The sequence below is a fragment of the Thioreductor micantisoli genome (genome assembly GCF_055392745.1).
Genome location: NZ_AP043760.1, coordinates 1,500,258 through 1,523,639, shown reverse-complemented (window position 1 = coordinate 1,523,639; position 23,382 = coordinate 1,500,258). Strand labels below are relative to the sequence as shown.

Sequence of the window (23,382 nt, the reverse complement as noted above, 5' to 3'; positions counted from 1 at the left end):
AAGGAAAAAGATGAAAAATATATTAAAATGGGGGAGTTTTTTATTTCTTATAATTATTATAGGTTTTGGGTTTTATAAAAAAGTTTATATTCCAAAGCATACTTACAAAATAGTTACGCCAATAAAAGGCAATTTGAAAGTTCAAGTTTATGGGATTGGAAATATATCTGCTAAAACAATTTATAAAATCAATTCAGAAGTAAGTGGAAGAATTTTAGCTTTAAATAGTGATATTGGAAAATGGGTAAAAAAAGGGCAATTGTTAGCAGTTATTGATAGTGTAGATTTACCTAAAAAACTTGAAATAGAAAAACTAAATTTAGAAAAAGCAAAACTAAATATACAAAAATTAAATAAAGATTTAGAAAGTTTAGAAGTAAAAAAATGGCTTTTAAATAAAACATTTCAAAGAAATAAAAAACTTATAAAAGTAAAAGGAGTTTCACAAGATAAATATGACACTTCAAAAGCAAACTTAAAAGAAGTTATTAAAGAAATAGAATCAAACAGAGTTGCTTTGCAAATAGCTCAAAAAGAGATATTAATTGCAAGTAAAAATATAGAATCTATTAAACTTCAGCTAAGTAAATTTAAGATTTATTCTCCAACTAATGGATTGGTAATCTCAAAAAGTGTATCATTAGATCAAAATATAATGCCAAATGGAGAAATTTTTGAAATAGTAAATCCAAAAGATGTATGGCTAAAAAGTTATATTGATGAAAGAGTTAGTAAAAACTTAAAAATAGGTCAAAATGCAGATATTACTCTAAATTCAAATCCTAATATTTATTACAAAGGAATTGTTGCGAGAATTACTCCAGTTACAGATTTAGTGACAGAAGAGAGAGAAGTTGACATCTCTTTTGAGAAGCTCCCAACTCCTTTTTATATGAACTCTCAGGCTAATGTAGCAATTACTACAAAAAAATATAAGAATATTTATAAAATACCTGCAAATGTAGTTGTTTATCAAAATAAGAAAGTAGGAGTATGGGTAAAAAATAGTAATAAAGCAAGATTTGAACCAATAAAAATTATAGATAGAAATGATAAATTTATCATAATAAATAAAAAAAATTTAAAAATTATAGTACCAAACAGTAAAAAGGCAGCACTAAAAAATGGAAGCAAAGTTTTATGAATTTAGCCTATAAAGATATTAAGCATACATTAGGAAAATTTATTGTAACAGCTATGGGTGTGGGAATGCTTTTAGGTGTTGTGCTTATTATGATTGGTGTTTATCGTGGTATGATTTATGATGCTAAAGTGTTAGTTATGGATATAAACCCAGACTTGTGGGTAGTTCAAGAAGATAGGTTAGGTCCATTTGCAGAAAGTTCAAAAATTCATAAAGACTTGAAAAATTCTTTAAAATCAGTGGAAGGTGTTGATAAAACAGCTGCTTATACTTTTCAAACTATGGAATTTCCTTTAAAAACAAAATCCGTTAAAGCAATGATTGTAGGATATGATATTTTTGGTGAAATAAACCCTATAAATCCTAAAAGATTAATTGAGGGAAGAGTGATAAATAAATCTCATTATGAAATAGTTACAACAGATAAAATGAAATATAAACTTGGAGATAAAATAAAATTACAAAACGATATTTACACAGTTGTAGGAATTACTCATGGGACAGTTGATAGTGGAGGTGATCCGATAGTTTATATGTCATTAGCAGATGCAAATAAGATTCAGTTTAATTATACAAATCCAAGAATTAGAAATGATAGAGCCCGGGGTTTAAAGGCAAATAGAGATAGCGATTTGGTAAATACAATAATTGTGAAACTTAAAAAGGGTTATTCACCAAAATTAGTAGGTCAAAATATAAAAAAAGATTTTAATAAAAACTTTTTTACTCAAAAAGATGAACTGTTTTTTTTATCAAAACATGTTATAGAAAAGTCATCTAAACAAATTGGAAGTTTTACACTTATTTTAATTATAGTTTCTACTATTATTATTGGACTTATAATGTACACAATGACATTAGAAAAAATGAAAGAAATTGCTATTATGAAATTAATTGGTATCCCAAATATAAAAATTGTAAATATGATTTTACAAGAGACTATTTTATTAGGAATTTTAGCTTTTATTTCTGGAAATATTTTTGCACATTTAATATATAATAAGTTTCCTAAAAGAGTTTTATTAAATTCAAATGATGCTGGAGTACTTTTTATTATAGTTTTAGTGGCTTCTGTTTTATCTTCTTTAATCGGAATTTATAAAGTTATAAAAGTAAATCCTCAGGAGGCAATAGGTGGATAGTAGTATAAAAGTTGAAAATTTAGTAAAAATTTTTGGTAAAAATGATACAAAAGTAGAAGTAATAAATGGAGCTAATTTCGAAGTAAAAAAAGGTGAATTAGTTGCTCTTGTCGCTCCAAGTGGAGCAGGAAAAACTACTCTTTTAATGATGATAGGATGTGTTGAAACTCCTACAAGTGGACAAATATGTTTAGGTGATGAAAAAGTTTATGATAATAAATGGCTTATAAAAGATACCACAGAAATAAGAAGAGATAAAATAGGATTTATTTTTCAAGCGCCAAATTTAATTCCTTTTTTAAATGTGATAGAAAATGTAACTTTACTTTCTGTTACAAAAGGAATTTCAAAACAAAATGCCAATAAAAAAGCAATGGAATTATTTGATTATTTTGATATTGACCAAAAGGCTCATTTTATGCCAAGTGAATTAAGTGGAGGACAACAACAAAGAGTAGCAATTGCAAGAGCTTTGGCTACTGAACCTCAAATAATTTTAGCAGATGAACCAACTGCTGCACTTGATAAAACAAAATCTATAGATGTGGTGAAAATGCTCAAAAAAATAGCAGTTGAGCAAAATGTAGCGGTTATTATGGTAACTCATGATGAAGATATGCTTCCTTTATGTGATAGGATTTTACAAATTAAAGATAAAAAAGTAATAAATGGAAATATCGAAAAAATTATTTAATATTTACCTTTTGTTTACTCTATTTTTTTATACTTCTATTACAAAAAAACTTAAGGATAAGAAAATGAAAAAATTAGTATTAGCAGGAATGATTGTAGCAACTTCTTTATTTGCCGACGCGCCAGTGAATAATCAAAATCAAGTTAAAAATGTTCAACATAAACAAATGAAAAAACATCATAGAATTAATAAACGAAATTTTATGAGCTTAGTTAGAAATCTAGGAATTACATCAGTACAAAGAAAACAGATTAGAGAAATTTTCAAAGAAAATAGAAAAAATAGAATAAAATATCAAAATTCATTAGTTCTTAGTATTAAAAATGGTAAGTTTGACAAAGAAACTTATATTAAAACAAGAAAAACTATGTTTGAAGAAAATATTCAAAAAAGAGCAGAAATAATAGCAAAAATATATGCAATTTTAACACCAGTACAAAAAACAAAATTAGAAGCGCTTATAAATGCAAAAAGAAAAAAATAAACATATTTTAATGATAGAAGATGATGAAGAATTAGCAGAAATAATTTCTGAGACTCTTTCATCTTATCAAATAAATATTAGCAATTTTCCTACTCCAAAAAATGGAATAGAATCTCTAAAAAACACTGTTTATGATTTGGTGATTTTAGATTTGTCTTTGCCTCAAATGAATGGACTTGAAGTTATAAATAAAATTAGAGAATTTAGTGATATTCCTATAATTATTTCATCTGCAAGAAGTGATTTTGACGATAAAAATATAGCGTTTGAAAATGGTGCTGATGATTACCTTCCAAAACCTTATGATTTAAGAGAGTTGGTTTTACGAATTAATTCCAACATCAAAAGATATCAAAAACCAACTAAAATATATGAAATAAAAGATAATGAAATTTTGGAATTTGGTAAAACTTTAAATTTAACAGTAGCTGAACAGAATATTTTATCCACTTTAATCCAAAATAGAAATAAAATAATCGATAAGGCTGAATTAGTTTATAATTTTGAAAGTGATTTAAAAACAGTTGAGGTTTTAATCGGTAGAATTAGAAAAAAACTAAAAAATGACTGCATAAAAACAGTCAGAGGAATAGGATATAAATTTGTTTGTTAAAAGTCTGTTTTTTAAAATAAGTTTTCTTTTTTTTATGATGTTTGGGTTAATAAATTATCTTTTTTATGAAATTTATTTAAATAAAGAGAAGCAAATAAATCAAGATAAAACTTTTAGATACCAAAAAGCACTAAATTATTATCAAGAATATAAACTTTATAAGATAGATTATAATCAATTTATTGACAATATGAATGCTTTAGAGCTTAAATATATTCCTAAACCTATAAAAAATAACAAAATTTATTTTGAAAATTCTCTTACTCCATTTAGTTTTGAGGATTTAAAAAAATATGAAAATCCAATAATTTATTATGTCTTACTTGATACTATTTTTATACTTTTTTATGTTTTTATTATTTATTCACTTTTACCACTTAAAAAAGTTACGAAATTTATAGCTAAAATCCCTACGAATAACAAATTAAATATTAAAGCTTCTACTGAAATAGAAGAGATAGTTAACGCATTAAATAGTGCTTCTGAAAAAATTATATCTTTAAATGAAAGTAGAAAACTTTTTTTAAGAAATATTTTTCACGAACTTTTAACTCCAATTACAAAAATAAAACTCACAACAACTCTTTTAAACAGTGATAAACAAAAAATTAGAATTGAAAATTCTATAAATAGATTAGAAGAAATTATAAAGTCACTCAAAGAGCTTGAATTAATTACAAGTCAAACTATAAAATTAAAAAAAGAGAGTTATCCGATACAAAATGTAATTCACAGAGCTTTTGAAATTTCTTTATCTGAAATTGAAGTTAAATTTTTTGATGAATATAAAATGGATGTAGATATTTACTATTTTCCTATAGCTTTAAAAAATTTAATTGATAATGCTATTAAATATGGGCAAAACCCTAAAATAAAAGTTTATAAAGATAAAATAGTTATCACAAATGAAGGTGAAAAACTGCAAAAACCATTTGAAAATTACATTAAACCTTTTAATCATGAATACGAAAATTCATATAAAGGTTTTGGACTTGGATTATATATTTCAAATGAAATTATAAACTTACATAAATTTAAATTAACATATGAATACAATCAAAAAAATATTTTTATAATTTGGTATAATTCTAAAATAGAATAATAATAAAGGAATTTTTTATGCCAAAAAGAGAAGATATCAAAACAATATTACTTGTTGGTTCAGGGCCAATTATCATAGGTCAAGCTTGTGAATTTGACTATTCAGGGGTTCAAGCTACAAAAACATTGAAAGAATTAGGATATAGAGTTGTTTTAATTAATTCAAATCCAGCTACAATTATGACTGATCCAGAATTTGCAGATAAAACATATGTTGAGCCTATAATTCCGGAAGTTATTTCACAAATCATAAAAAAAGAGAATATTGACGCAATTTTGCCTACAATGGGAGGGCAAACTGCACTTAATGTTGCTATGGATATGTATGAAAAAGGCCTTCTTGAAGGTGTTGAATTTTTAGGTGCAAATCCAGAAGCAATTAAAAAAGGTGAAGATAGAGAAGCATTTAAAAAAGCTGTTGAAAAAATCGGTTTAGAAATGGCAAAAAGTTACGCGGTTAATGATTTAGATTTTGCTATAAATGTAGCTAAAGAGATAGGATTTCCAGTAATCGTGAGAGCAAGTTACACTCTTGGAGGACTTGGAAGTGGTGTTGCTTATAATATGGATGAGTTTAAAGAACTTGCAAAAATTGGTATTGAAGCATCTCCAATTAATGAAATAGAAGTTATGGAAAGTATGCTTGGTTGGAAAGAATACGAAATGGAAGTTATCAGAGATAGAAATGATAACTGTATTATCGTTTGTTCAATCGAAAATCTTGACCCAATGGGTGTGCATACAGGAGATTCAATTACAGTTGCTCCTGCCTTGACTTTAACAGATAAAGAGTATCAAAAAATGAGAGATGCTTCTTTTGCTATTTTAAGAGAAGTTGGAGTTGATACGGGTGGAAGTAATGTTCAGTTTTCAATTAATCCAGAAAATGGAAGAATGATTGTAATTGAAATGAATCCAAGAGTTAGTAGAAGTAGTGCACTTGCATCAAAAGCCACTGGTTATCCTATCGCAAAAGTAGCAACTATGCTTGCAGTTGGATTTACACTTGATGAAATCAAAAACGATATGACAGGAACTGCAGCAAGTTTTGAGCCGGTAATTGATTATGTTGTTACAAAAATTCCACGATTTACATTTGAAAAATTCCCAAGAGCTGATTCAACACTTACAACTTCAATGAAAAGTGTAGGTGAAGTTATGGCAATTGGTAGAACTTTCAAAGAATCAATGCAAAAAGCTTTATGTTCACTTGAAACGGGTCTTGATGGTTTTGAAAAAATGAATGTTGATGAAGATACTCTAATTAAAGAGCTTAGACGTCCAAATGAAGATAGAATTTTATATGTAGCCGAGGCGTTTAGAAAAGGAATGAGTGTAGATGAAATTTATGATATCAACAAAATCGATAAATGGTTTTTATATCAAATAAAAGAGATAATTGAATTTGAAAAAGAGATTGATATTGATATCTTACAAAATGATGAAAAATTAAGAAAAGCTAAAACTTATGGATTTAGTGATAGAATGCTTGCTAAGTTAATCAATGAAAGTGATGAAGCAAACTTAAGCGAAACTGATATTTATAATGCAAGAAAAAGAATGAATATTGAACTTGATTATAATGAAGTGGATACTTGTTCGGCGGAATTTGCTACAACTACAAGTTATTTATACTCTTCTACGAATGTTACAAAAGAAGTTCCTCTTAGAACTAGTAGTATAAAAGATGATAAAAAAGTTTTAATTCTTGGTGGTGGACCAAATAGAATAGGTCAAGGAATTGAGTTTGATTATTGTTGTGTACATGCGGCTTTTGCCCTAAAGGATATGGGAATCAAAACAATTATGTATAACTGTAATCCTGAAACAGTTTCAACTGATTATGATACAAGTGATGTTTTATATTTTGAACCAATCGACTTTGAAAGAGTTAGAAATGTAATTGAGCGAGAAAATCCAGATGGTGTAATTGTTCATTTTGGAGGGCAAACTCCACTTAAACTTTCAAAATCTTTAACTTCTATTGGAGCAAATATTATAGGAACAAGTGCAAAAGTAATCGATACTGCAGAAGATAGAGAGAAATTTAGTGTATTTGTGGAAAAATTAAATTTAAGACAACCAGAAAATGGAACTGCATTTACAAAAGAAGAAGCTTTCAAAATTGCCCAAAGAATAGGTTATCCAGTATTAGTTCGTCCTAGTTATGTTCTTGGTGGAAGAGCTATGAGAATTGTTTATAATGAAAATGATCTTAAACAATATATGGATGAAGCAGTTAGTGTAAGTAATGAAAGTCCGGTTTTAGTTGATAAATTTTTAGATAGAGCAATTGAACTTGATGTGGATGCTATTTGTGATGGGAAAGAGGTTTATATTGGGGCAATTATGCAACATATTGAAGAGGCTGGAATCCATTCAGGTGATAGTGCTTGTAGTTTGCCAAGTGTAAGTATAAGTGATGAAAAATTAAAAGAGATAGCTCATACTACTAAAAATATTGCCTTAGGACTTGGAGTAAAGGGTCTTCTTAATATTCAATATGCTCTTCATAGAAATGATGATTTATATTTAATCGAAGTTAATCCAAGAGCAAGTAGAACTGTTCCATTTGTAAGTAAAGCAACTGGAATTCCTCTTGCAAAAGTTGCTACAAGAGTTATGTGGAATTTAAAATTTAAAGATGAGGATGTTTTAAAAGAAGCATTAAAGTTTTATGATAATTATAATATTATAAATTTTGATGGAGATGTTTACAAAGCAACTTTAAAAAATCATATAGCAGTTAAAGAAGCGGTATTTCCATTTAATAAGCTTCCAGGTGCTGATTTGATTTTGGGACCTGAAATGAAATCAACAGGTGAAGTTATGGGAATTAGTTCAACTTTCGGAGAAAGTTTTGCAAAAAGCCAAGAAGCTTGTAAAAATATTTTACCAAAAAGTGGAAAAGTATTTGTTTCTTTAACAGAGCTTGATAAAGAATTTGCGGGTGAAATAGCAAAAGATTTAATCGATTTAGGATTTACTATTGTTGCTACAAGAGGAACTTACAAAGCAATTACTGATGCCAAAATCGAAGCTGAATTGGTTCTTAAAATTAGTGAAGGAAGACCAAATATTGTAGATTTAATCAAAAATGGAGATATTGCCCTAGTGATTAATACAAGTGATAATAAAGCAAGTAAAGAAGATGCTAAAATTATTCGACAAGAAGTATTAGCAGCAAATATTCCATATTTTACAACTATTGCAGCGGTAAAAGCAAGTATAGAATCTATTAAATTTTTGCAACAAAATAAATTTAATGTAAAATCACTTCAAGAATATCTAGCTGAATAAACAATCTTTTTGGTTGTTTTATAAATTGATAATGAATCCAAATAAAATATATTTAATCCAAACAAATACAACAGTTGGATTTCTGTCTCAAAATTTACAAAAATTAAATGAAATAAAAAAAAGATCTCCAAATAAGAAATTTTTAAAAGTTGTAAATAGCTATAAACTTCTTCCACGCGTTCCTAAACAATATAGAGGACAAATTAGAAAAACTCCAAACAAAATAACTTATGTTATAAATAATGAAGCATATCGTGTGATTACTGAAAAAAATCATAAAGAGTTTTTGGATAAATTTAAGTGGATGTATTCCACAAGTGCAAATGAGAGTGGAAAAAAGTTTGATGAAAAATTTGCCAAAAGCAGGGCAGATATTTTTATAATTGATAATATAGGATATTTTGAAGCAAAACCTTCAAAAATTATAAAACTTTATAAAAAGGGATTAAAAAGATTAAGATGAAAAAATATTTATTAATTTTAACTATTATTTTATTTACAGGATGTTCTTATAAAACTACGCCAGTTGTTGTAGCTTTTAAAAAAGGTAATTTTGCTATAAATGATCAAGGATTTTTAAAAGAGAATAGTTTTTCCAAAAAAATAGAAGTTTATCAAGTAGGAAATTTAGCTTTTGTATTTACTATAAAAAATAATTCAATTTGTATAAATAATGAGTGTTATGATAAAACTATGTTTATTCATAAGTTAAATTCAACTTATCCAAGTAATTTGTTTGAAACTATTCTTTCTCATAAACCATTTAAAAATGTGAAAATTATAAAAATAAAAGATGGATTTATTCAAACCACAAAAAACTTTTTTTATAAAGTTACCAAAAATAAGGTATTATTTAAAGATAAACAAAAAAACTTTTTATTTTTAGTAAGAAAATTATAAAATTTCTTGACATAAGAAAAGAAATTATATATAATTCCAGTCCACAAACACAGTGAAAAAAAGTTGCCGAAGTAGCTCAGTTGGCTAGAGCAGCTGATTTGTAATCAGCAGGTCGCGGGTTCGAGTCCCATCTTCGGCTCCATTTAAACAAGCGTTTGACCAGTATATAAAGTATAGTTTGGTAGAGTTCCCGAGCGGCCAAAGGGGACGGACTGTAAATCCGTTGGCTCCGCCTTCGAAGGTTCGAATCCTTCCTCTACCACCACTTTAAATGCGGGAGTAGCTCAGTTGGCTAGAGCGTCAGCCTTCCAAGCTGAGGGTCGCCGGTTCGAGTCCGGTTTCCCGCTCCATTTAATGAACTGGGAGCTTAGTAGTTTAATCTCATTAATTATCACTACTAGAGAAAATCCCAAAACACAATTTTATTGTTCGAAATGAACATTGTTGCAACAGTGTTTTTATGCCCATATGGCTCAGTGGCAGAGCACTTCCTTGGTAAGGAAGAGGTCAGCGGTTCAACTCCGCTTATGGGCTCCACTTATATGTGGGGCTTTGACCTGAAAAAACTAATAAATTTTAAAAAAGGATACAAAATGGCTAAAGAAAAATACATAAAATCTAAACCACATCTAAATATTGGTACAATTGGTCACGTTGATCATGGTAAAACAACTTTAACAGCTGCAATTTCTGGTGTATTAGCACTTGCATTTCCATCTGATACAAATACTCTTAAAGATTATGCTCAAATTGATAATGCTCCTGAAGAAAAAGAAAGAGGTATTACAATTAATACATCTCATATTGAATATGAAACTGAAGCTAGACATTATGCTCATGTTGACTGTCCAGGACATGCCGATTACGTTAAAAACATGATTACTGGTGCTGCTCAAATGGATGGTGCTATCTTAGTTGTTGCTGCGACTGATGGTCCTATGCCTCAAACAAGAGAACATATTCTTCTTTCAAGACAAGTTGGTGTTCCATATATTGTAGTATTTATGAACAAAAAAGACTTAGTTGATGATGAAGAATTATTAGAATTAGTTGAAATGGAAATTAGAGAACTTTTAAGTGCATATGAATTCCCAGGTGATGATACTCCTGTAATTGCTGGTTCAGCATTCAAAGCACTTGAAGAAGTTAAAACTGGTAAATTAGGTGAATGGTCTCAAGACATTCTTGACTTAATGAAAGCAGTTGATGAATATATTCCAACTCCAGAAAGAGATACAGAAAAAGATTTCTTAATGCCTATCGAAGATGTTTTTTCAATCTCAGGAAGAGGAACAGTTGTAACTGGTAGAGTAGAAAGAGGAACATTAAATCTTAATGAAGAAATCGAAATTGTTGGGTTTAAACCAACTGTAAAAACAATTGCAACTGGTTTGGAAATGTTTAAAAAAGAACTTGATAAAGCAGAAGCAGGTGATAACTGTGGTGTTCTATTAAGAGGTATTAAAAAAGATGATGTTGAAAGAGGACAAGTTCTTGCAAAACCAGGAACAATTACTCCACATACAAACTTTGAAGCAGAAGTTTATGTGTTAACAAAAGAAGAAGGTGGAAGACATAAACCTTTCTTTACTGGATATAGACCACAATTCTATATTAGAACAACTGATGTAACAGGAAACATTACATTACCAGAAGGTGTTGAAATGGTTATGCCTGGAGATAATGTAAAAATGATAGTTGAACTAATCGCTCCAGTTGCACTAGAAGAAGGAACAAGATTCGCTATCAGAGAAGGTGGTAGAACTGTTGGTGCTGGTGTTGTAAGTTCAATTAGTAAATAAGGGTTTTCCCTTATTTTTATAAAGGTAAACAAATGAGAGATATTATTCATTTAGCGTGTGATGAATGTAAAAGAAGAAATTATCACACAACTAAAAACAAAAGACTTCATTCTGAAAAATTTGAAGTAAAAAAATATTGTAAATGGTGTAGTAAACACACTATTCATAAAGAAGCAAAACTTTAAGTTTTTGCCCCTCTTTTTTAAGCTATTTTTGATAGTTTAAATGAGCGGGAGTAGCTCAGTTGGCTAGAGCGTCAGCCTTCCAAGCTGAGGGTCGCCGGTTCGAGTCCGGTTTCCCGCTCCATTTACAAATATTTTAAACACCTATAAAGGGGAGTAGCTCCAATGGTAGAGCGGCGGTCTCCAAAACCGTTTGTTGTGGGTTCGAGTCCCTCCTCCCCTGCCACCAATTTTTGGAAGAGGATTATTAATGGATAAATTCATCAAATATATTAGAAACGCTAAAATTGAAATACAAAAAGTTATTTTCCCTACGAGTAGAGAAATAAAACAATCATTTATATCAGTTTTTGCAGTAGTTACTGTTGTGTCATTATTTTTAAGTCTTGTTGATGTGATAATGTCATCAATATTGAAATCAGTTTTATAAGGAAAATTATGTCTAAAAAATGGTATGCTATTCAAAGTTTTTCAGGAAGTGAATTAGCTGTAAAAAGAGGAATTCAAAACTTAATACAAGAACTTGGATGGGACGATAAATTAGGTGAAATAATTGTTCCTACTGAAGAGGTTCTTGATATCAAAAATGGTAAGAAAAAAATTACAGAAAGATGTATTTATTCTGGATATGTTTTTGTAGAATTGGAAGATTTAAATGAAAACACTGCTTTATGGCAACAAATTCAATCTCTTCCAAAAGTTGGTGGATTCATCGGTGAATCTAATAAACCAACACCTTTATCTAAATCAGATATCGATTTAATAATCGAAAAATCTCAGCAAAAAGCTGCTCCTAAACCTAAGATTGCTTTCACTCATGGTGAAACAGTAAGAATAGTTGATGGGCCTTTTGCAAACTTCACAGGTACTGTTGAAGAATATGATATGTCTCAAGGTAAACTTAAATTGAATGTAACAATTTTTGGTAGAAGTACACCTGTTGAGATATCTCATGCTCAAGTTGAAAAAATTATATAAAAGGATAAAATATGGCAAAAAAAGTAGTGGGAGAATTAAAATTACAAATCCCTGCTGGTAAAGCAAATCCATCTCCACCTGTTGGGCCTGCATTAGGTCAAAGAGGTATTAATATTATGGAATTTTGTAAAGCATTTAACGAAAAAACAAAAGATATGATGGGATTCAATATTCCTGTTGTAATTACTGTTTATGCAGATAAAAGTTTTACATTTGTTACTAAACAACCTCCAATGACTGACTTTATTAAAAAAGCAGCTGGACTTAAAAAAGGTAGTGATAATCCACTTAAAAACAAAGTTGGAAAACTTACAAAAGCACAAGTAAAAGAAATTGCTGAGAAAAAAATGCCTGACTTAAATACAAAAGATGTAGAACAAGCAATGAAAATTGTAGAAGGTTCTGCAAGAAGTATAGGTATAGAAATAGTTGACTAATAAAAATACACCACAGTTTAGTGGAAGCAAAATATGCGAGGAGAAAGAATGAAAAAAGTATCTAAAAGATATGCTGAATTATTAAAAAAAATAGATAAAGATGTTTATTCATTTGATGAAGCAGTAGAAAAAATAAAAGATTTAAAATCTGCTAAATTTGATGAAACTCTTGAATTAGTTTTAAAACTTGGAGTTGATCCAAGACATGCTGATCAAATGATCAGAGGTAGTGTTGTTTTACCAAACGGAACAGGTAAAGATGTAAAAGTAGCTGTATTTGCAAAAGATAAAAAAGCTGAAGAAGCAAAAGAAGCTGGAGCAGATATCGTTGGATTTGAAGATTTAGCAGAAGATATCAAAAATGGAAATATTAATTTTGATATCTTAATTGCTACTCCTGATATGATGGGGCAATTAGGAAGATTAGGTAGAATCCTTGGACCAAAAGGTTTAATGCCAAATCCTAAAACTGGAACTGTAACTATGGATGTTACAGGTGCAGTTAAAAATGCAAAAGCTGGACAAGTTAACTTCAGAGTTGACAAAAAAGGTAATATTCATGTTGGGATTGGAAAAGCAAGTTTTTCTGTTGAACAATTAAATGAAAATGCAAAAACTTTTATTTCAAAAATAAATAGAATGAAACCAGCGACAGCAAAAGGTAAATATATTCAAAAAGGTGCTATGTCACTCACAATGTCACCATCTGTGAATTTAGATACAGCAGAACTTATGGATATTAAATAAAAAATAAAAATTGTGGTATAATTCCACACTTAATCTTAGACTGAAGAAAGTAGGTGGCGAAGCCTTAATTCCCTATCGAGGTTTTTCTAGTCGGAAAGGAGGAAAAAAATTTGAATAAAGTAAAAAAACATGAAGTAGTTGAGCAATTAACTACAGAATTTACAAAAGATAATAATATCTTTGTATGTGACTATAAAGGTTCTAAAACAAAAGACCTTGAAGTACTGAGAAATGCAGTGAGAGATGCAGAAGGTAAAGTTCAAGTTGTTAAAAATAATTTAGCAAAAATTGCATTAGCAAATAATGGAATTGAAGCAAGTTATGAAGAAAACAATATCTTTATTTGGGGTGATGATCAAATTACTCTTGCAAAACTTATTGTAAAATATTCAGAAGCACACAAAGATGTATTTAAAGTAAATAGTGCAGTTATCGAAGGTGAAGTAAAAGACACAGATTATGTAATTGAAGTATCTAAACTTCCGACTAAAGATGAATTACTTGGAATGGTAGCTTATATGATGAAAGCACCAGTTTCAAAAATGGCATTTGGATTACAAAATTTAATAGAAAAAAAACAAAATAACGAGGAGGAATAAACCCATGGCATGTACAGTTGAACAAATTTTAGAAACAATCGAAGGTTTAACAGTTAAAGAGTTAAACGAATTAGTAAAAGCATTTGAAGAAAAATTCGAAGTAAGCGCACAACCAACAGTAGTTGCAGGTGCAGGTGCAGCTGGTGAAGCGGCAGAAGAAAAAACTGAATTTGACGTTATCTTAAAAGAAGCTGGAGCTAAAAAAATCAATGTAATTAAAGCGGTTAGAGCTGCAACTGGTCTTGGACTAAAAGAAGCAAAAGCTGCTGTTGATGAAGCACCAACAACAATTAAAGAAGCTATCTCTAAAGAAGATGCAGAAGCACTTAAAGCTCAATTAGAAGAAGCTGGTGCAGTAGCAGAAATTAAATAATTTTAATTTCTTTAAAATCCACATTTTGTGGTCTTTTCCTTTTTGGAATTGTTTTAATTAAAACAAAAAATATAAAAACAAAAAACTCGCGAGAAATATACTACAAGGTATGCCAATGTTAAATCAACTAAAATCAGCAAACAGACTAAGATTAGACTTTTCAAAAATTCCTCAAGTTCTAGATATTCCAAATTTATTAGAACTTCAACAAAATAGTTTCAAAAATTTTTTAAATATAAATGATGCAAGTAAATCAGGAATAAATAAAGTATTTAAATCAATTTTTCCTATTAATGATGGACATAATAAATTAACACTTGAATATGTTGACAGTGAATTTGGGACGCCAAAATATACTGTTAGAGAGTGTATGGAAAAAGGACTTACATATTCTATTCCTATGAAAATAAAAATAAGACTTATTTTACATGAAAGAGATGAAAAAACTGGTGAAAAAATAGGAATAAAAGATATAAAAGAGCAAACTCTATTTATTAGGAATATTCCTTTAATGACTGAACGAACAAGTTTTATTATTAATGGAGTTGAAAGAGTAGTTGTAAATCAATTACATAGAAGTCCAGGGGTAATTTTCAAAAAAACTGAAGCAAAAGATTCTAAAAAACTTTTATATTCAGGTCAAATCATTCCAGATAGAGGAAGCTGGATATATTTTGAATATGATGTAAAAGATACACTTTTTGTAAGAATTAATAAAAGAAGAAAAGTTCCTGTAACTATTCTTTTGAGAGCTTTAGGATATTCAAAAGAAGATATTATTAAACTTTTTTATCCAACAACAACTATAAAAATAGAAAATAATCAATTTTTAATGTCTTTTGATGCAGAAGCTTTAGAAGGTAGAGTTCAATTTGATATTGAAGATAAAGATGATAATTTAATAATAGCAGCTGGAAAAAGATTAACAAAAAGAAAGGCTAATAAACTTAAAGAAGAAGGTTTAGAATGGATTAAATATCCACTTGAAACTTTACTTGAAAGACATTTAGCTGAACCTATAATTGATCAAGTAACTGGTGAAGTATTATATGATACTTTAACACAAGTTAATGAAAATAGACTTAAAAAGATGATTGAATCAGGTGTTAATGAAATAAAAATCATAAATGATTTAGCTGGGGGAGTTGATTCTTCTATAATTAATGCATTTATTCAAGATATTGATGCATTAAAACTTCTAAGACAAACAGAAGGTTTAGAAGATGAAAATGAACTTGCAAAAATCAGAATTCATAAAGTTATGAAACCAGGTGAGCCTGTAACAGTTGCAGCAGCTGAAGAATTACTTCAAAAAATGTTTTTTGATCCAGAAAGATATGACCTAACAAAAGTTGGTAGAATGAAAATGAACCATAAATTAGGTCTAAATGTAAGTGAAGAAGTAACAATTCTTACTCACCAAGATTTAATAAGAACTATTCAATATTTAATAAAAGTTAAAAATGGTCAAGGTCATATAGATGATAGAGATCATTTAGGAAATAGAAGAATTAGAGCTATTGGTGAACTTCTTGCAAATAAATTGCATGAAGGTTTAATTAGAATGCAAAAAGCTATTAGAGATAAAATGAGTAGTGTAATGGGTATTACTGAGCTTATGCCTATGGATTTAATCAACACTAAACTTATTTCTTCTACTGTATTAGAATTTTTCTCAAGTGGAGCATTATCACAATTTATGGATCAAACAAATCCATTAAGTGAAGTTACACATAAAAGAAGACTTTCAGCACTTGGTGAAGGTGGTATCGTAAAAGAGAGAGCTTCATTTGAAGTTAGGGATGTTCATCCAACTCATTATGGTAGAATTTGTCCAATTGAAACTCCAGAGGGGCAAAATATTGGTCTAATTAATACTTTAACAACTTATGCTAGAGTTAATGAACATGGATTTATAGAAGCTCCATATAAAGTTGTAAAAGATGGTAAAGTAACTGATGAAGTTGTTTATATAACAGCTACTCAAGAAGAAGGAAAAGTAATTGCACCAGCTTCTGCTAAACTTGATGAAAATGGATTTATCAAAGAAGAATTAATTGAAGCAAGAAGAGATGGTGAAATTTTACTTCTTAGCAGAAATGAAGTTTCTTTATACGATTTATCTCCAAAAATGATTATTGGGGTTGCAGCAGGACTTATTCCTTTCTTAGAGCATAATGATGCAAATAGAGCCTTAATGGGATCAAATATGCAACGTCAAGGTGTTCCACTTCTTACAGCAGAAGCTCCATTAGTTGGAACTGGTATGGAAAAATATGTGGCACGTGATGCTTGGCAAATTGTTAAAGCAAATAGAGGTGGAATTGTTCAAAAAGTTGATTCTAAAAACATATATATTTTAGGTGAAGATGAAACTGGACCATATATTGATCATTATAAACTTGATAAGTTTATGAGAACAAATCAAAATACTGCGTTTGATCAAAAACCAATTGTAAAATTAGGTGAAAAAATCAAAGTAGGTGATGTAATAGCTGATGGAAGTAATATGGACCAAGGTGAATTAGCCGTTGGTAAAAATATGATGGTTGCATTTATGCCTTGGCATGGATATAACTATGAAGATGCTATTATTATTAGTGAAAGAATTTTAAAAGATGATGTTTATACATCAATTCATATTTATGAAAAACAAACAGAAGCTAGAGAAACTAAATATGGAGTAGAAGAAATTACAAAACAACTTCCAGGTATTAGAGAAGAAGAGCTTACTCATCTTGATGAAAGTGGAATTGTAAAAGTAGGAACTTATATTAAACCAGGAATGATTATGGTTGGTAAAGTTTCTCCAAAAGGTGATGTAAAACCTACACCAGAAGAAAGATTAATTAGAAGTATTTTTGGTGAAAAATCTGGTCATGTTGTGAATTCTTCACTTAAAGCAGGGGCATCTTTAGAAGGTGTTGTAATCGATGTAAAAGTATTTACTAAAAAAGGTTATGAACAAGATGAAAGAGCAAAAACTGCATATGCCCAAGAAAAAGCTCAGCTAGAAGAAGATTATAGAAATAAACTTGATTTGATTGATAGAGAAGAAGTTTTAGCACTTACTTCACTTTTATCTAATTCTGAATTAGAAAATGATGCGGATGTAGGTGATATAACTTATAAAGCTGGAGAAAAAATTGAAGCTAATGTTTTAAGAGGAATGAATAAATTTTTACTTTTAGCAGTAGTTGATAAATATTCAGATGATGTTAAATCTAAATTTGAAGATATTAAAAATAGATTCCAAAAAGAAAAAGAAAGAATCAGAAATGATTATGAAGAAAAACTTGAAATAATTGATAGAGATGATATCTTACCAAACGGAGTTGCAAAAGTAGTTAAAGTTTATATTGCGACTAAAAGAAAACTAAAAGTCGGTGATAAAATGGCCGGAAGACATGGTAATAAAGGGATTGTTTCAAACATAGTTTCAAGAGAAGATTTACCATATATGGCGGATGGAACAAATGTTGATATTATCTTAAATCCACTTGGGGTTCCATCAAGAATGAATATTGGACAAATTCTTGAAGTTCATCTAGGTTTAGTTGGTAAAAAATTAGGAAATCAAATTCAAGAAATTTTTGAATCTAAAACAGAAGATTATGTAAATAAACTTAGAGATAAAATGAAAGAAATATCACTTGTAGCTAAATTTGGTCAAAAATATGCTGATTTCTTAGATTCTTTAACAAATGAAGAAATTCTAAAATATGCTAGAGATTGGGCTAAAGGTGTTAAAATGTCAACACCAAGTTTTGAAGGTGTTAATGATGAAGAGTTCAAAAAACTTTTTGAAATTGCACAAATTCCAACTGATGGAAAAGTTCAACTTTATGATGGTAGAACAGGTGAAGCACTGAAAGAAAGAGTAAATGTAGGTTATATGTATGTATTAAAACTTCATCATTTAGTAGATGAAAAAATGCATGCAAGAAGTACAGGTCCATATTCATTAATTACTCAACAACCAGTAGGTGGTAAAGCACTGTTTGGTGGACAAAGATTTGGAGAAATGGAAGTTTGGGCTCTTGAAGCATATGGGGCATCTGCAAACTTAAAAGAAATGCTTACTACAAAATCAGATGATATTGAAGGAAGAAATGCAGCATATAGAGCCTTATCAAAAGGTGAAGATGTTCCAAATACAGGGTTAAGTGAAACATTCTTTGTTTTAACAAAAGAGCTAAAATCACTATGTATGGATGTAGAGTTTTATAAAAAAGGTGAAGAAAATGAGTAAAAATTTGGTAAAAATTGATTTAAATGAAGGAAGACCAAAAGATATTAATGCTGTTAGTTTTCAAATAGCATCGCCTGAAAAGATTATTTCTTGGAGTTATGGTGAAGTAAAAAAACCTGAAACTATTAATTATAGAACATTAAAGCCTGAAAGAGATGGACTTTTCTGTGCTAAAATTTTTGGACCAATTAATGATTATGAATGTCTTTGTGGTAAATATAAAAAAATGAGATACAAAGGTGTTGTGTGTGAAAAATGTGGAGTAGAAGTTACTACTTCAAAAGTTAGAAGAGAGAGAATGGGGCACATTGAACTTGTCTCTCCTGTTGCACATATTTGGTATGTTTCAAATCTTCCAAGTAGAATCGGTACTTTACTTGGTGTTAAAATGAAAGACCTTGAAAGAATCCTTTATTATGAAGCATATGTTGTTTATACAACCGGTGAAGCGCCTGTAAAAAGAGGAGATGTTTTAACAGAAGAAGAATATAGAAAACTTAATGATATTTATGGTGAAGATGGTTTTTATGCGGAAATGGGTGCTGAGATCATTAGAAAAATGCTTGAAGAACTTGATTTACCAGAAGCTTATGATGAATTAAAAGAAGAGATGAAAACTACAAAAAGTGCATCTAGAAAAAAAGACATCGTAAAAAAATTAAAAATTGTAGAAAGTTTTTTAAATTCTGAAAATAAACCAGAATGGATGATTTTAAAAGTTGTTCCAGTTCTTCCACCTGATTTAAGACCATTAGTTGCACTTGATGGTGGAAAATTTGCAGTTAGTGATGTAAATGATTTATATAGAAGAGTAATTAACAGAAATCAAAGACTTAAAAGATTATTAGAACTTGATGCACCGGAAATTATTATTAGAAATGAAAAAAGAATGCTTCAAGAAGCAGTTGATGCTTTATTTGATAATGGAAGAAGAGGAAATTCTGTAAAAGGTGCAAATAAAAGACCTTTAAAATCATTATCTGAATTAATTAAAGGTAAATCAGGAAGATTTAGACAAAATCTACTTGGTAAAAGAGTTGATTTCTCAGGAAGAAGTGTTATTGTGGTTGGTCCTACTTTAAAAATGGATCAATGTGGTCTTCCTAAAATGATGGCATTAGAATTATTCAAACCGCATTTAATGGCAAAACTTGAAGAAAAAGGTTATGCAACTACAATTAAACAAGCTAAAAAATTAATTGAAGCTAAAACAAATGAAGTATGGGAATGTTTACAAGAAGTAGTAGAAGGTCATCCTATAATGTTAAATAGAGCCCCAACATTGCATAGAATGAGTATTCAAGCATTCCATCCTGTATTAATTGATGGAAAAGCAATTAGACTTCATCCGTTAGTTTGTGCTGCATTTAATGCCGATTTCGATGGTGATCAAATGGCAGTTCATGTACCTTTAAGTCAAGCTGCAATTGCAGAAGCAAAAATCTTAATGTTAAGTAGTATGAATATTTTACTTCCAGCAAGTGGGAAAACTGTTGCAGTTCCTTCACAAGATATGGTACTTGGAATTTATTATATTTCTCTTACAAAAGATGGTGTAAAAGGTGAGCATAAACTTTTTGCTAATGAAAGTGAAGTTTTACAAGCATTTGCAAATGGATTAATTGATGTTCATGCAAAAATTAAAACAAGACTTAGAGGAAAAGTAATAGAAACTACACCAGGTAGAGTTGTTTTTGGTTCAATTTGCCCTGAATTTGTTCCAATTGAAATGTTTAATAAAATTTTGAAGAAAAAAGATATTGCAAATTTAGCTGACTATGTTTATAAAATTGGTGGACTTTCTGTTACAGCAAGTTTCCTTGATAGCTTAAAAGATATTGGTTATAAATATTCAACAAAAGCTGGGGTTTCAATTAGTGCTGATGATATTATTGTTCCAAAAGAAAAAGCTAAATTAATTGCAGTAAGTAAGAAAAAAGTTGTTGAGATTCAAAATCAATATAAAAAAGGTTTATTAACAGACCAAGAAAGATATAATAAAATTATTGATATTTGGACTCAAACTAATAATGAACTTACAGATAAATTAATGGAAATTATGAAAAACGATAAAAATGGATTTAATTCAATTCATATGATGGCTGATTCAGGTGCAAGGGGTTCTAAAAACCAAATTAGACAACTTTCAGGTATGAGGGGTCTTATGGCAAAACCAAATGGTGATATTATTGAAACACCAATTATTTCTTCATTTAAAGAAGGGCTTAATGTTCTTGAATACTTTATTTCAACACATGGTGCGAGAAAAGGTCTTGCCGATACAGCTCTTAAAACAGCAAGTGCAGGATATTTAACAAGAAAACTTGTTGATGTTTCTCAAAATTATAAAATTACAATGTACGATTGTGGAACTCATGAAGGTATTGAAGTAAGTGAAATTAGAGATGGTGAAACACTTCTAGAAAAACTTGAAGATAGAATTAATGGTAGAGTTTTAAGTGAAAATGTTTATGACCCTATTACAAATGAAATCCTTTATAGTGAAGGAACATTAATTGATGAAGAAAAAGCAAAAGATATTGTTTTAAAAGGTGTAAAAATTGTAAAAATTAGAACAGCACTTACTTGTAAAGCACCAAAAGGTTTATGTTCAAAATGTTATGGTCTGAATCTTGCAGAAGGAAGATTAGTGAAACCAGGTGAAGCTGTTGGTATTATTGCAGCTCAATCAATTGGGGAACCAGGAACACAACTTACACTTAGAACATTCCATGCCGGTGGGGTTGCAGGTTCTACTCAAGAAGAGAGACAAATTGTTGCTAAAAAAGAAGGTTATATAAGATTCTATAATATAGAAACTTATGAAAATAAAGATAAACATATTATTGCAAACAGAAGAAATGCATCAATATTGTTAGTTGAACCTAAAATCAAAGCATTATTTGATGGAAAAGTGGCAGTTGAAGCCCATCATGAAGAAGTTGTTGTTACACTTACAAATGGTGATAATGTTAAAAGATATGCCTTAAGAAAAAATGATGTTGCAAAAGCTATAGAGTTAGCTGGTATTAGTGGAAAGCTTGAAGGAAAACTTTATATTCCTTATGAAGGAAAAGAAGTTAAAGCAGAAGATACGCTAGTTGAAGTTATCAAAGAAGGATGGAATATTCCTGAAAGGATTCCTTATGGAGCTGAACTTAAAGTAGAAGATAATGAACCAGTGGCAATGCAAACTAAAAGCATGGCTGAAGGTAAAATTAAATACTTTAGATTAGAAGGTGATTATTTAGCTGATATAGATGTAAAAAAAGATGAAAAAGTTAATTATAAAGGATTTTTTGCTTTAATTATTGATGCTAATGGAAGAGAATCAGAAAGACATTATATTGTAAGAGGAAGTAAAATAGTTGCAAAACCTGATTCTATTGTAAAAAAAGGTGATGTAATTAGTGAATCTTTAAATAATGAGGATAAAATAGTGGCTGATTGGGATCCATTTGCTAATCCAATTTTAGCAGAGGATAATGGAGTTATTCATTTTGAGGATATTATTGATGGTTTAACTGTTGCTGAACAATATGATGAATTAACAGGTGAAACTAGAATTATGGTTAAAGAATATCTTCAAGGACATGAACCAAAAATTATTCTTGCAAATGATGCAGGTAAAATTTATGAATATAAACTAGATCCTAAGTCAATTATCCAAGTAAAAGAGGGTAATAGAGTAATTGCAGGGGACATTTTAGCTAAAACGCCAAAAGAAGCAGCTAAATCAAGTGATATTACAGGGGGTCTTCCAAGAGTTAGTGAACTTTTTGAAGCAAGAAAAGCAAAATCTCCTGCAATTTTAGCAAGTATAGATGGAACTGTTAGTTTTGGTAAAAAATTAAGAGGAAAACAAAGAATTGTTCTAACAACTGAAACTGGTGCGACATTCGAATATGTTGTTCCAAATGATAGACAAATTTTAGTTCATGAAGGTGAATTTATTCATGCAGGTGAGAGACTTACTGATGGTAATATTAATGCTGCTGATATTTTAAGAATATTAGGAGAAAAGGCAGTTCAACAATATATTATTTCAGAAGTTCAAAAAGTTTATCGTGGACAAGAAGTTAATATAGATGATAAACATATTGAATTAATTGTTAATCAAATGTTAAGACAAGTTAAACTTGTTGACAGTGGAGATACTAAATTTATCGAAGGTGATATAGTATCTAGAAAAAGATTTAATGAAGAAAATGCAAAAATATTAAAACTTGGGGGAGAACCTGCTATTGCTGAACCAACACTCGTAGGTATTACAAGAGCAGCTATTTCAAGTGATAGTGTAATTTCTGCAGCTTCATTCCAAGAAACTACAAAAGTTTTAACAGCAGCAAGTATAGCAGGTAAATTTGATTACCTAGAAGACTTCAAAGAAAACATTGTATTAGGTAGAGTAGTTCCAGTTGGTACTGGTATGTTCTTCCATAACGAAAGAAAAGCTGAGTATTCTGTAACTAACGAAGGAGAATAATCCTTTCTTTCTTTTTCTTTCTTAATCTCTTATTAAAAATTTCATAATTTTCCAAAAAAATCATTTTAAATTTTTTCATATATAATTTCCCTAAATTAAGGCCTTTTTTATATTTTATTAAAAAACTTCACTAAATTTGAAAAGAAAA

The 23,382-nt window shown here is 29.4% G+C and carries 19 protein-coding genes and 6 tRNA genes; all 25 read left to right on the top strand.

Annotated features, from left to right (window positions below; genetic code table 11):
• Positions 1-10: 10 nt before the first annotated feature.
• The 25 genes from ACZ5OA_RS08140 (at position 11) to rpoC (ending at position 23,234) form a co-directional block, all read left to right on the top strand.
• Positions 11-1,144: an efflux RND transporter periplasmic adaptor subunit gene (locus tag ACZ5OA_RS08140; protein WP_464907351.1), complete on the top strand. Its 1,134-nt coding sequence runs from the start codon at positions 11-13 to the stop codon at positions 1,142-1,144.
• A complete protein-coding gene (locus tag ACZ5OA_RS08135; protein ID WP_464907350.1) occupies positions 1,141-2,286 on the top strand; it encodes an ABC transporter permease in 1,146 nt (381 codons plus the stop codon). The genes ACZ5OA_RS08140 and ACZ5OA_RS08135 overlap by 4 nt, the downstream gene beginning before the upstream one ends.
• The gene (locus ACZ5OA_RS08130; RefSeq protein WP_464907349.1) at positions 2,279-2,980 is read left to right on the top strand and encodes an ABC transporter ATP-binding protein; all 702 of its coding nucleotides are present in this window, start codon (positions 2,279-2,281) and stop codon (positions 2,978-2,980) included. The genes ACZ5OA_RS08135 and ACZ5OA_RS08130 overlap by 8 nt, the downstream gene beginning before the upstream one ends.
• 64 nt (positions 2,981-3,044) lie before the next feature.
• Positions 3,045-3,464 carry a Spy/CpxP family protein refolding chaperone gene (locus tag ACZ5OA_RS08125; RefSeq protein ID WP_464907348.1) on the top strand — a complete coding sequence of 140 codons (420 nt, stop codon included), beginning with the start codon at positions 3,045-3,047 and terminating at the stop codon, positions 3,462-3,464.
• Positions 3,445-4,077: a response regulator transcription factor gene (locus ACZ5OA_RS08120; protein WP_464907347.1), complete on the top strand. Its 633-nt coding sequence runs from the start codon at positions 3,445-3,447 to the stop codon at positions 4,075-4,077. The genes ACZ5OA_RS08125 and ACZ5OA_RS08120 overlap by 20 nt, the downstream gene beginning before the upstream one ends.
• A gap of 34 nt (positions 4,078-4,111) precedes the next feature.
• Positions 4,112-5,179, top strand: a complete 1,068-nt coding sequence (locus ACZ5OA_RS08115; RefSeq protein WP_464907346.1) for an ATP-binding protein — start codon at positions 4,112-4,114, stop codon at positions 5,177-5,179.
• A gap of 17 nt (positions 5,180-5,196) precedes the next feature.
• Positions 5,197-8,478, top strand: a complete 3,282-nt coding sequence (carB, locus tag ACZ5OA_RS08110) for a carbamoyl-phosphate synthase large subunit (RefSeq protein WP_464907345.1) — start codon at positions 5,197-5,199, stop codon at positions 8,476-8,478.
• 31 nt (positions 8,479-8,509) lie between these two features.
• On the top strand, positions 8,510-8,941 hold the full coding sequence (locus tag ACZ5OA_RS08105; RefSeq protein WP_464908341.1) for an L-threonylcarbamoyladenylate synthase: 432 nt from the start codon (positions 8,510-8,512) through the stop codon (positions 8,939-8,941).
• Positions 8,938-9,378, top strand: a complete 441-nt coding sequence (locus tag ACZ5OA_RS08100; protein WP_464907344.1) for a hypothetical protein — start codon at positions 8,938-8,940, stop codon at positions 9,376-9,378. The genes ACZ5OA_RS08105 and ACZ5OA_RS08100 overlap by 4 nt, the downstream gene beginning before the upstream one ends.
• Before the next feature lie 65 nt (positions 9,379-9,443).
• Positions 9,444-9,520 (top strand) — tRNA-Thr (locus tag ACZ5OA_RS08095).
• A 38-nt stretch (positions 9,521-9,558) separates the two neighbouring features.
• A tRNA-Tyr gene (locus ACZ5OA_RS08090) sits at positions 9,559-9,643 on the top strand.
• A gap of 8 nt (positions 9,644-9,651) precedes the next feature.
• A tRNA-Gly gene (locus ACZ5OA_RS08085) sits at positions 9,652-9,728 on the top strand.
• Between the two features lie 112 nt (positions 9,729-9,840).
• Positions 9,841-9,915 (top strand) — tRNA-Thr (locus tag ACZ5OA_RS08080).
• Between the two features lie 56 nt (positions 9,916-9,971).
• Positions 9,972-11,180 carry an elongation factor Tu gene (tuf, locus tag ACZ5OA_RS08075; protein ID WP_464907343.1) on the top strand — a complete coding sequence of 403 codons (1,209 nt, stop codon included), beginning with the start codon at positions 9,972-9,974 and terminating at the stop codon, positions 11,178-11,180.
• A 32-nt stretch (positions 11,181-11,212) separates the two neighbouring features.
• A complete protein-coding gene (gene rpmG / locus ACZ5OA_RS08070) occupies positions 11,213-11,365 on the top strand; it encodes a 50S ribosomal protein L33 (RefSeq protein ID WP_464907342.1) in 153 nt (50 codons plus the stop codon).
• Between the two features lie 44 nt (positions 11,366-11,409).
• Positions 11,410-11,486, top strand: a tRNA-Gly gene (locus tag ACZ5OA_RS08065).
• Positions 11,487-11,512: 26 nt separating this feature from the next.
• Positions 11,513-11,588, top strand: a tRNA-Trp gene (locus ACZ5OA_RS08060).
• A gap of 24 nt (positions 11,589-11,612) precedes the next feature.
• On the top strand, positions 11,613-11,792 hold the full coding sequence (secE, locus tag ACZ5OA_RS08055) for a preprotein translocase subunit SecE (RefSeq protein WP_464907341.1): 180 nt from the start codon (positions 11,613-11,615) through the stop codon (positions 11,790-11,792).
• Positions 11,793-11,797: 5 nt separating this feature from the next.
• On the top strand, positions 11,798-12,340 hold the full coding sequence (nusG, locus tag ACZ5OA_RS08050) for a transcription termination/antitermination protein NusG (protein ID WP_464908340.1): 543 nt from the start codon (positions 11,798-11,800) through the stop codon (positions 12,338-12,340).
• Between the two features lie 11 nt (positions 12,341-12,351).
• The gene (gene rplK / locus ACZ5OA_RS08045) at positions 12,352-12,777 is read left to right on the top strand and encodes a 50S ribosomal protein L11 (protein WP_464907340.1); all 426 of its coding nucleotides are present in this window, start codon (positions 12,352-12,354) and stop codon (positions 12,775-12,777) included.
• 48 nt (positions 12,778-12,825) lie between these two features.
• Positions 12,826-13,524, top strand: coding sequence for a 50S ribosomal protein L1 (gene rplA / locus ACZ5OA_RS08040; RefSeq protein ID WP_464907339.1), 699 nt, complete (start codon positions 12,826-12,828; stop codon positions 13,522-13,524).
• A gap of 110 nt (positions 13,525-13,634) precedes the next feature.
• Positions 13,635-14,123, top strand: a complete 489-nt coding sequence (gene rplJ, locus ACZ5OA_RS08035; RefSeq protein ID WP_464907338.1) for a 50S ribosomal protein L10 — start codon at positions 13,635-13,637, stop codon at positions 14,121-14,123.
• A gap of 4 nt (positions 14,124-14,127) precedes the next feature.
• The gene (rplL, locus tag ACZ5OA_RS08030) at positions 14,128-14,496 is read left to right on the top strand and encodes a 50S ribosomal protein L7/L12 (protein ID WP_464907337.1); all 369 of its coding nucleotides are present in this window, start codon (positions 14,128-14,130) and stop codon (positions 14,494-14,496) included.
• Between the two features lie 115 nt (positions 14,497-14,611).
• On the top strand, positions 14,612-18,748 hold the full coding sequence (rpoB, locus tag ACZ5OA_RS08025) for a DNA-directed RNA polymerase subunit beta (protein WP_464907336.1): 4,137 nt from the start codon (positions 14,612-14,614) through the stop codon (positions 18,746-18,748).
• Positions 18,741-23,234, top strand: coding sequence for a DNA-directed RNA polymerase subunit beta' (gene rpoC / locus ACZ5OA_RS08020; protein WP_464907335.1), 4,494 nt, complete (start codon positions 18,741-18,743; stop codon positions 23,232-23,234). Before rpoB ends, rpoC begins: the two co-directional genes overlap by 8 nt.
• The last annotated feature ends 148 nt before the right edge of the window (positions 23,235-23,382 follow it).

What these genes read in the sequence shown, in the direction of transcription:
- ACZ5OA_RS08140 (WP_464907351.1), top strand. Translation starts at nt 11, where the DNA reads ATGAAAAATATATTAAAATGGGGGAGTTTTTTATTTCTTATAATTATT.
- ACZ5OA_RS08135 (WP_464907350.1), top strand. Translation starts at nt 1,141, where the DNA reads ATGAATTTAGCCTATAAAGATATTAAGCATACATTAGGAAAATTTATT.
- ACZ5OA_RS08125 (WP_464907348.1), top strand. Translation starts at nt 3,045, where the DNA reads ATGAAAAAATTAGTATTAGCAGGAATGATTGTAGCAACTTCTTTATTT.
- ACZ5OA_RS08120 (WP_464907347.1), top strand. Translation starts at nt 3,445, where the DNA reads ATGCAAAAAGAAAAAAATAAACATATTTTAATGATAGAAGATGATGAA.
- ACZ5OA_RS08115 (WP_464907346.1), top strand. Translation starts at nt 4,112, where the DNA reads ATGATGTTTGGGTTAATAAATTATCTTTTTTATGAAATTTATTTAAAT.
- carB (WP_464907345.1), top strand. Translation starts at nt 5,197, where the DNA reads ATGCCAAAAAGAGAAGATATCAAAACAATATTACTTGTTGGTTCAGGG.
- ACZ5OA_RS08105 (WP_464908341.1), top strand. Translation starts at nt 8,510, where the DNA reads ATGAATCCAAATAAAATATATTTAATCCAAACAAATACAACAGTTGGA.
- ACZ5OA_RS08100 (WP_464907344.1), top strand. Translation starts at nt 8,938, where the DNA reads ATGAAAAAATATTTATTAATTTTAACTATTATTTTATTTACAGGATGT.
- tuf (WP_464907343.1), top strand. Translation starts at nt 9,972, where the DNA reads ATGGCTAAAGAAAAATACATAAAATCTAAACCACATCTAAATATTGGT.
- rpmG (WP_464907342.1), top strand. Translation starts at nt 11,213, where the DNA reads ATGAGAGATATTATTCATTTAGCGTGTGATGAATGTAAAAGAAGAAAT.
- secE (WP_464907341.1), top strand. Translation starts at nt 11,613, where the DNA reads ATGGATAAATTCATCAAATATATTAGAAACGCTAAAATTGAAATACAA.
- rplK (WP_464907340.1), top strand. Translation starts at nt 12,352, where the DNA reads ATGGCAAAAAAAGTAGTGGGAGAATTAAAATTACAAATCCCTGCTGGT.
- rplA (WP_464907339.1), top strand. Translation starts at nt 12,826, where the DNA reads ATGAAAAAAGTATCTAAAAGATATGCTGAATTATTAAAAAAAATAGAT.
- rplL (WP_464907337.1), top strand. Translation starts at nt 14,128, where the DNA reads ATGGCATGTACAGTTGAACAAATTTTAGAAACAATCGAAGGTTTAACA.
- rpoB (WP_464907336.1), top strand. Translation starts at nt 14,612, where the DNA reads ATGTTAAATCAACTAAAATCAGCAAACAGACTAAGATTAGACTTTTCA.
- rpoC (WP_464907335.1), top strand. Translation starts at nt 18,741, where the DNA reads ATGAGTAAAAATTTGGTAAAAATTGATTTAAATGAAGGAAGACCAAAA.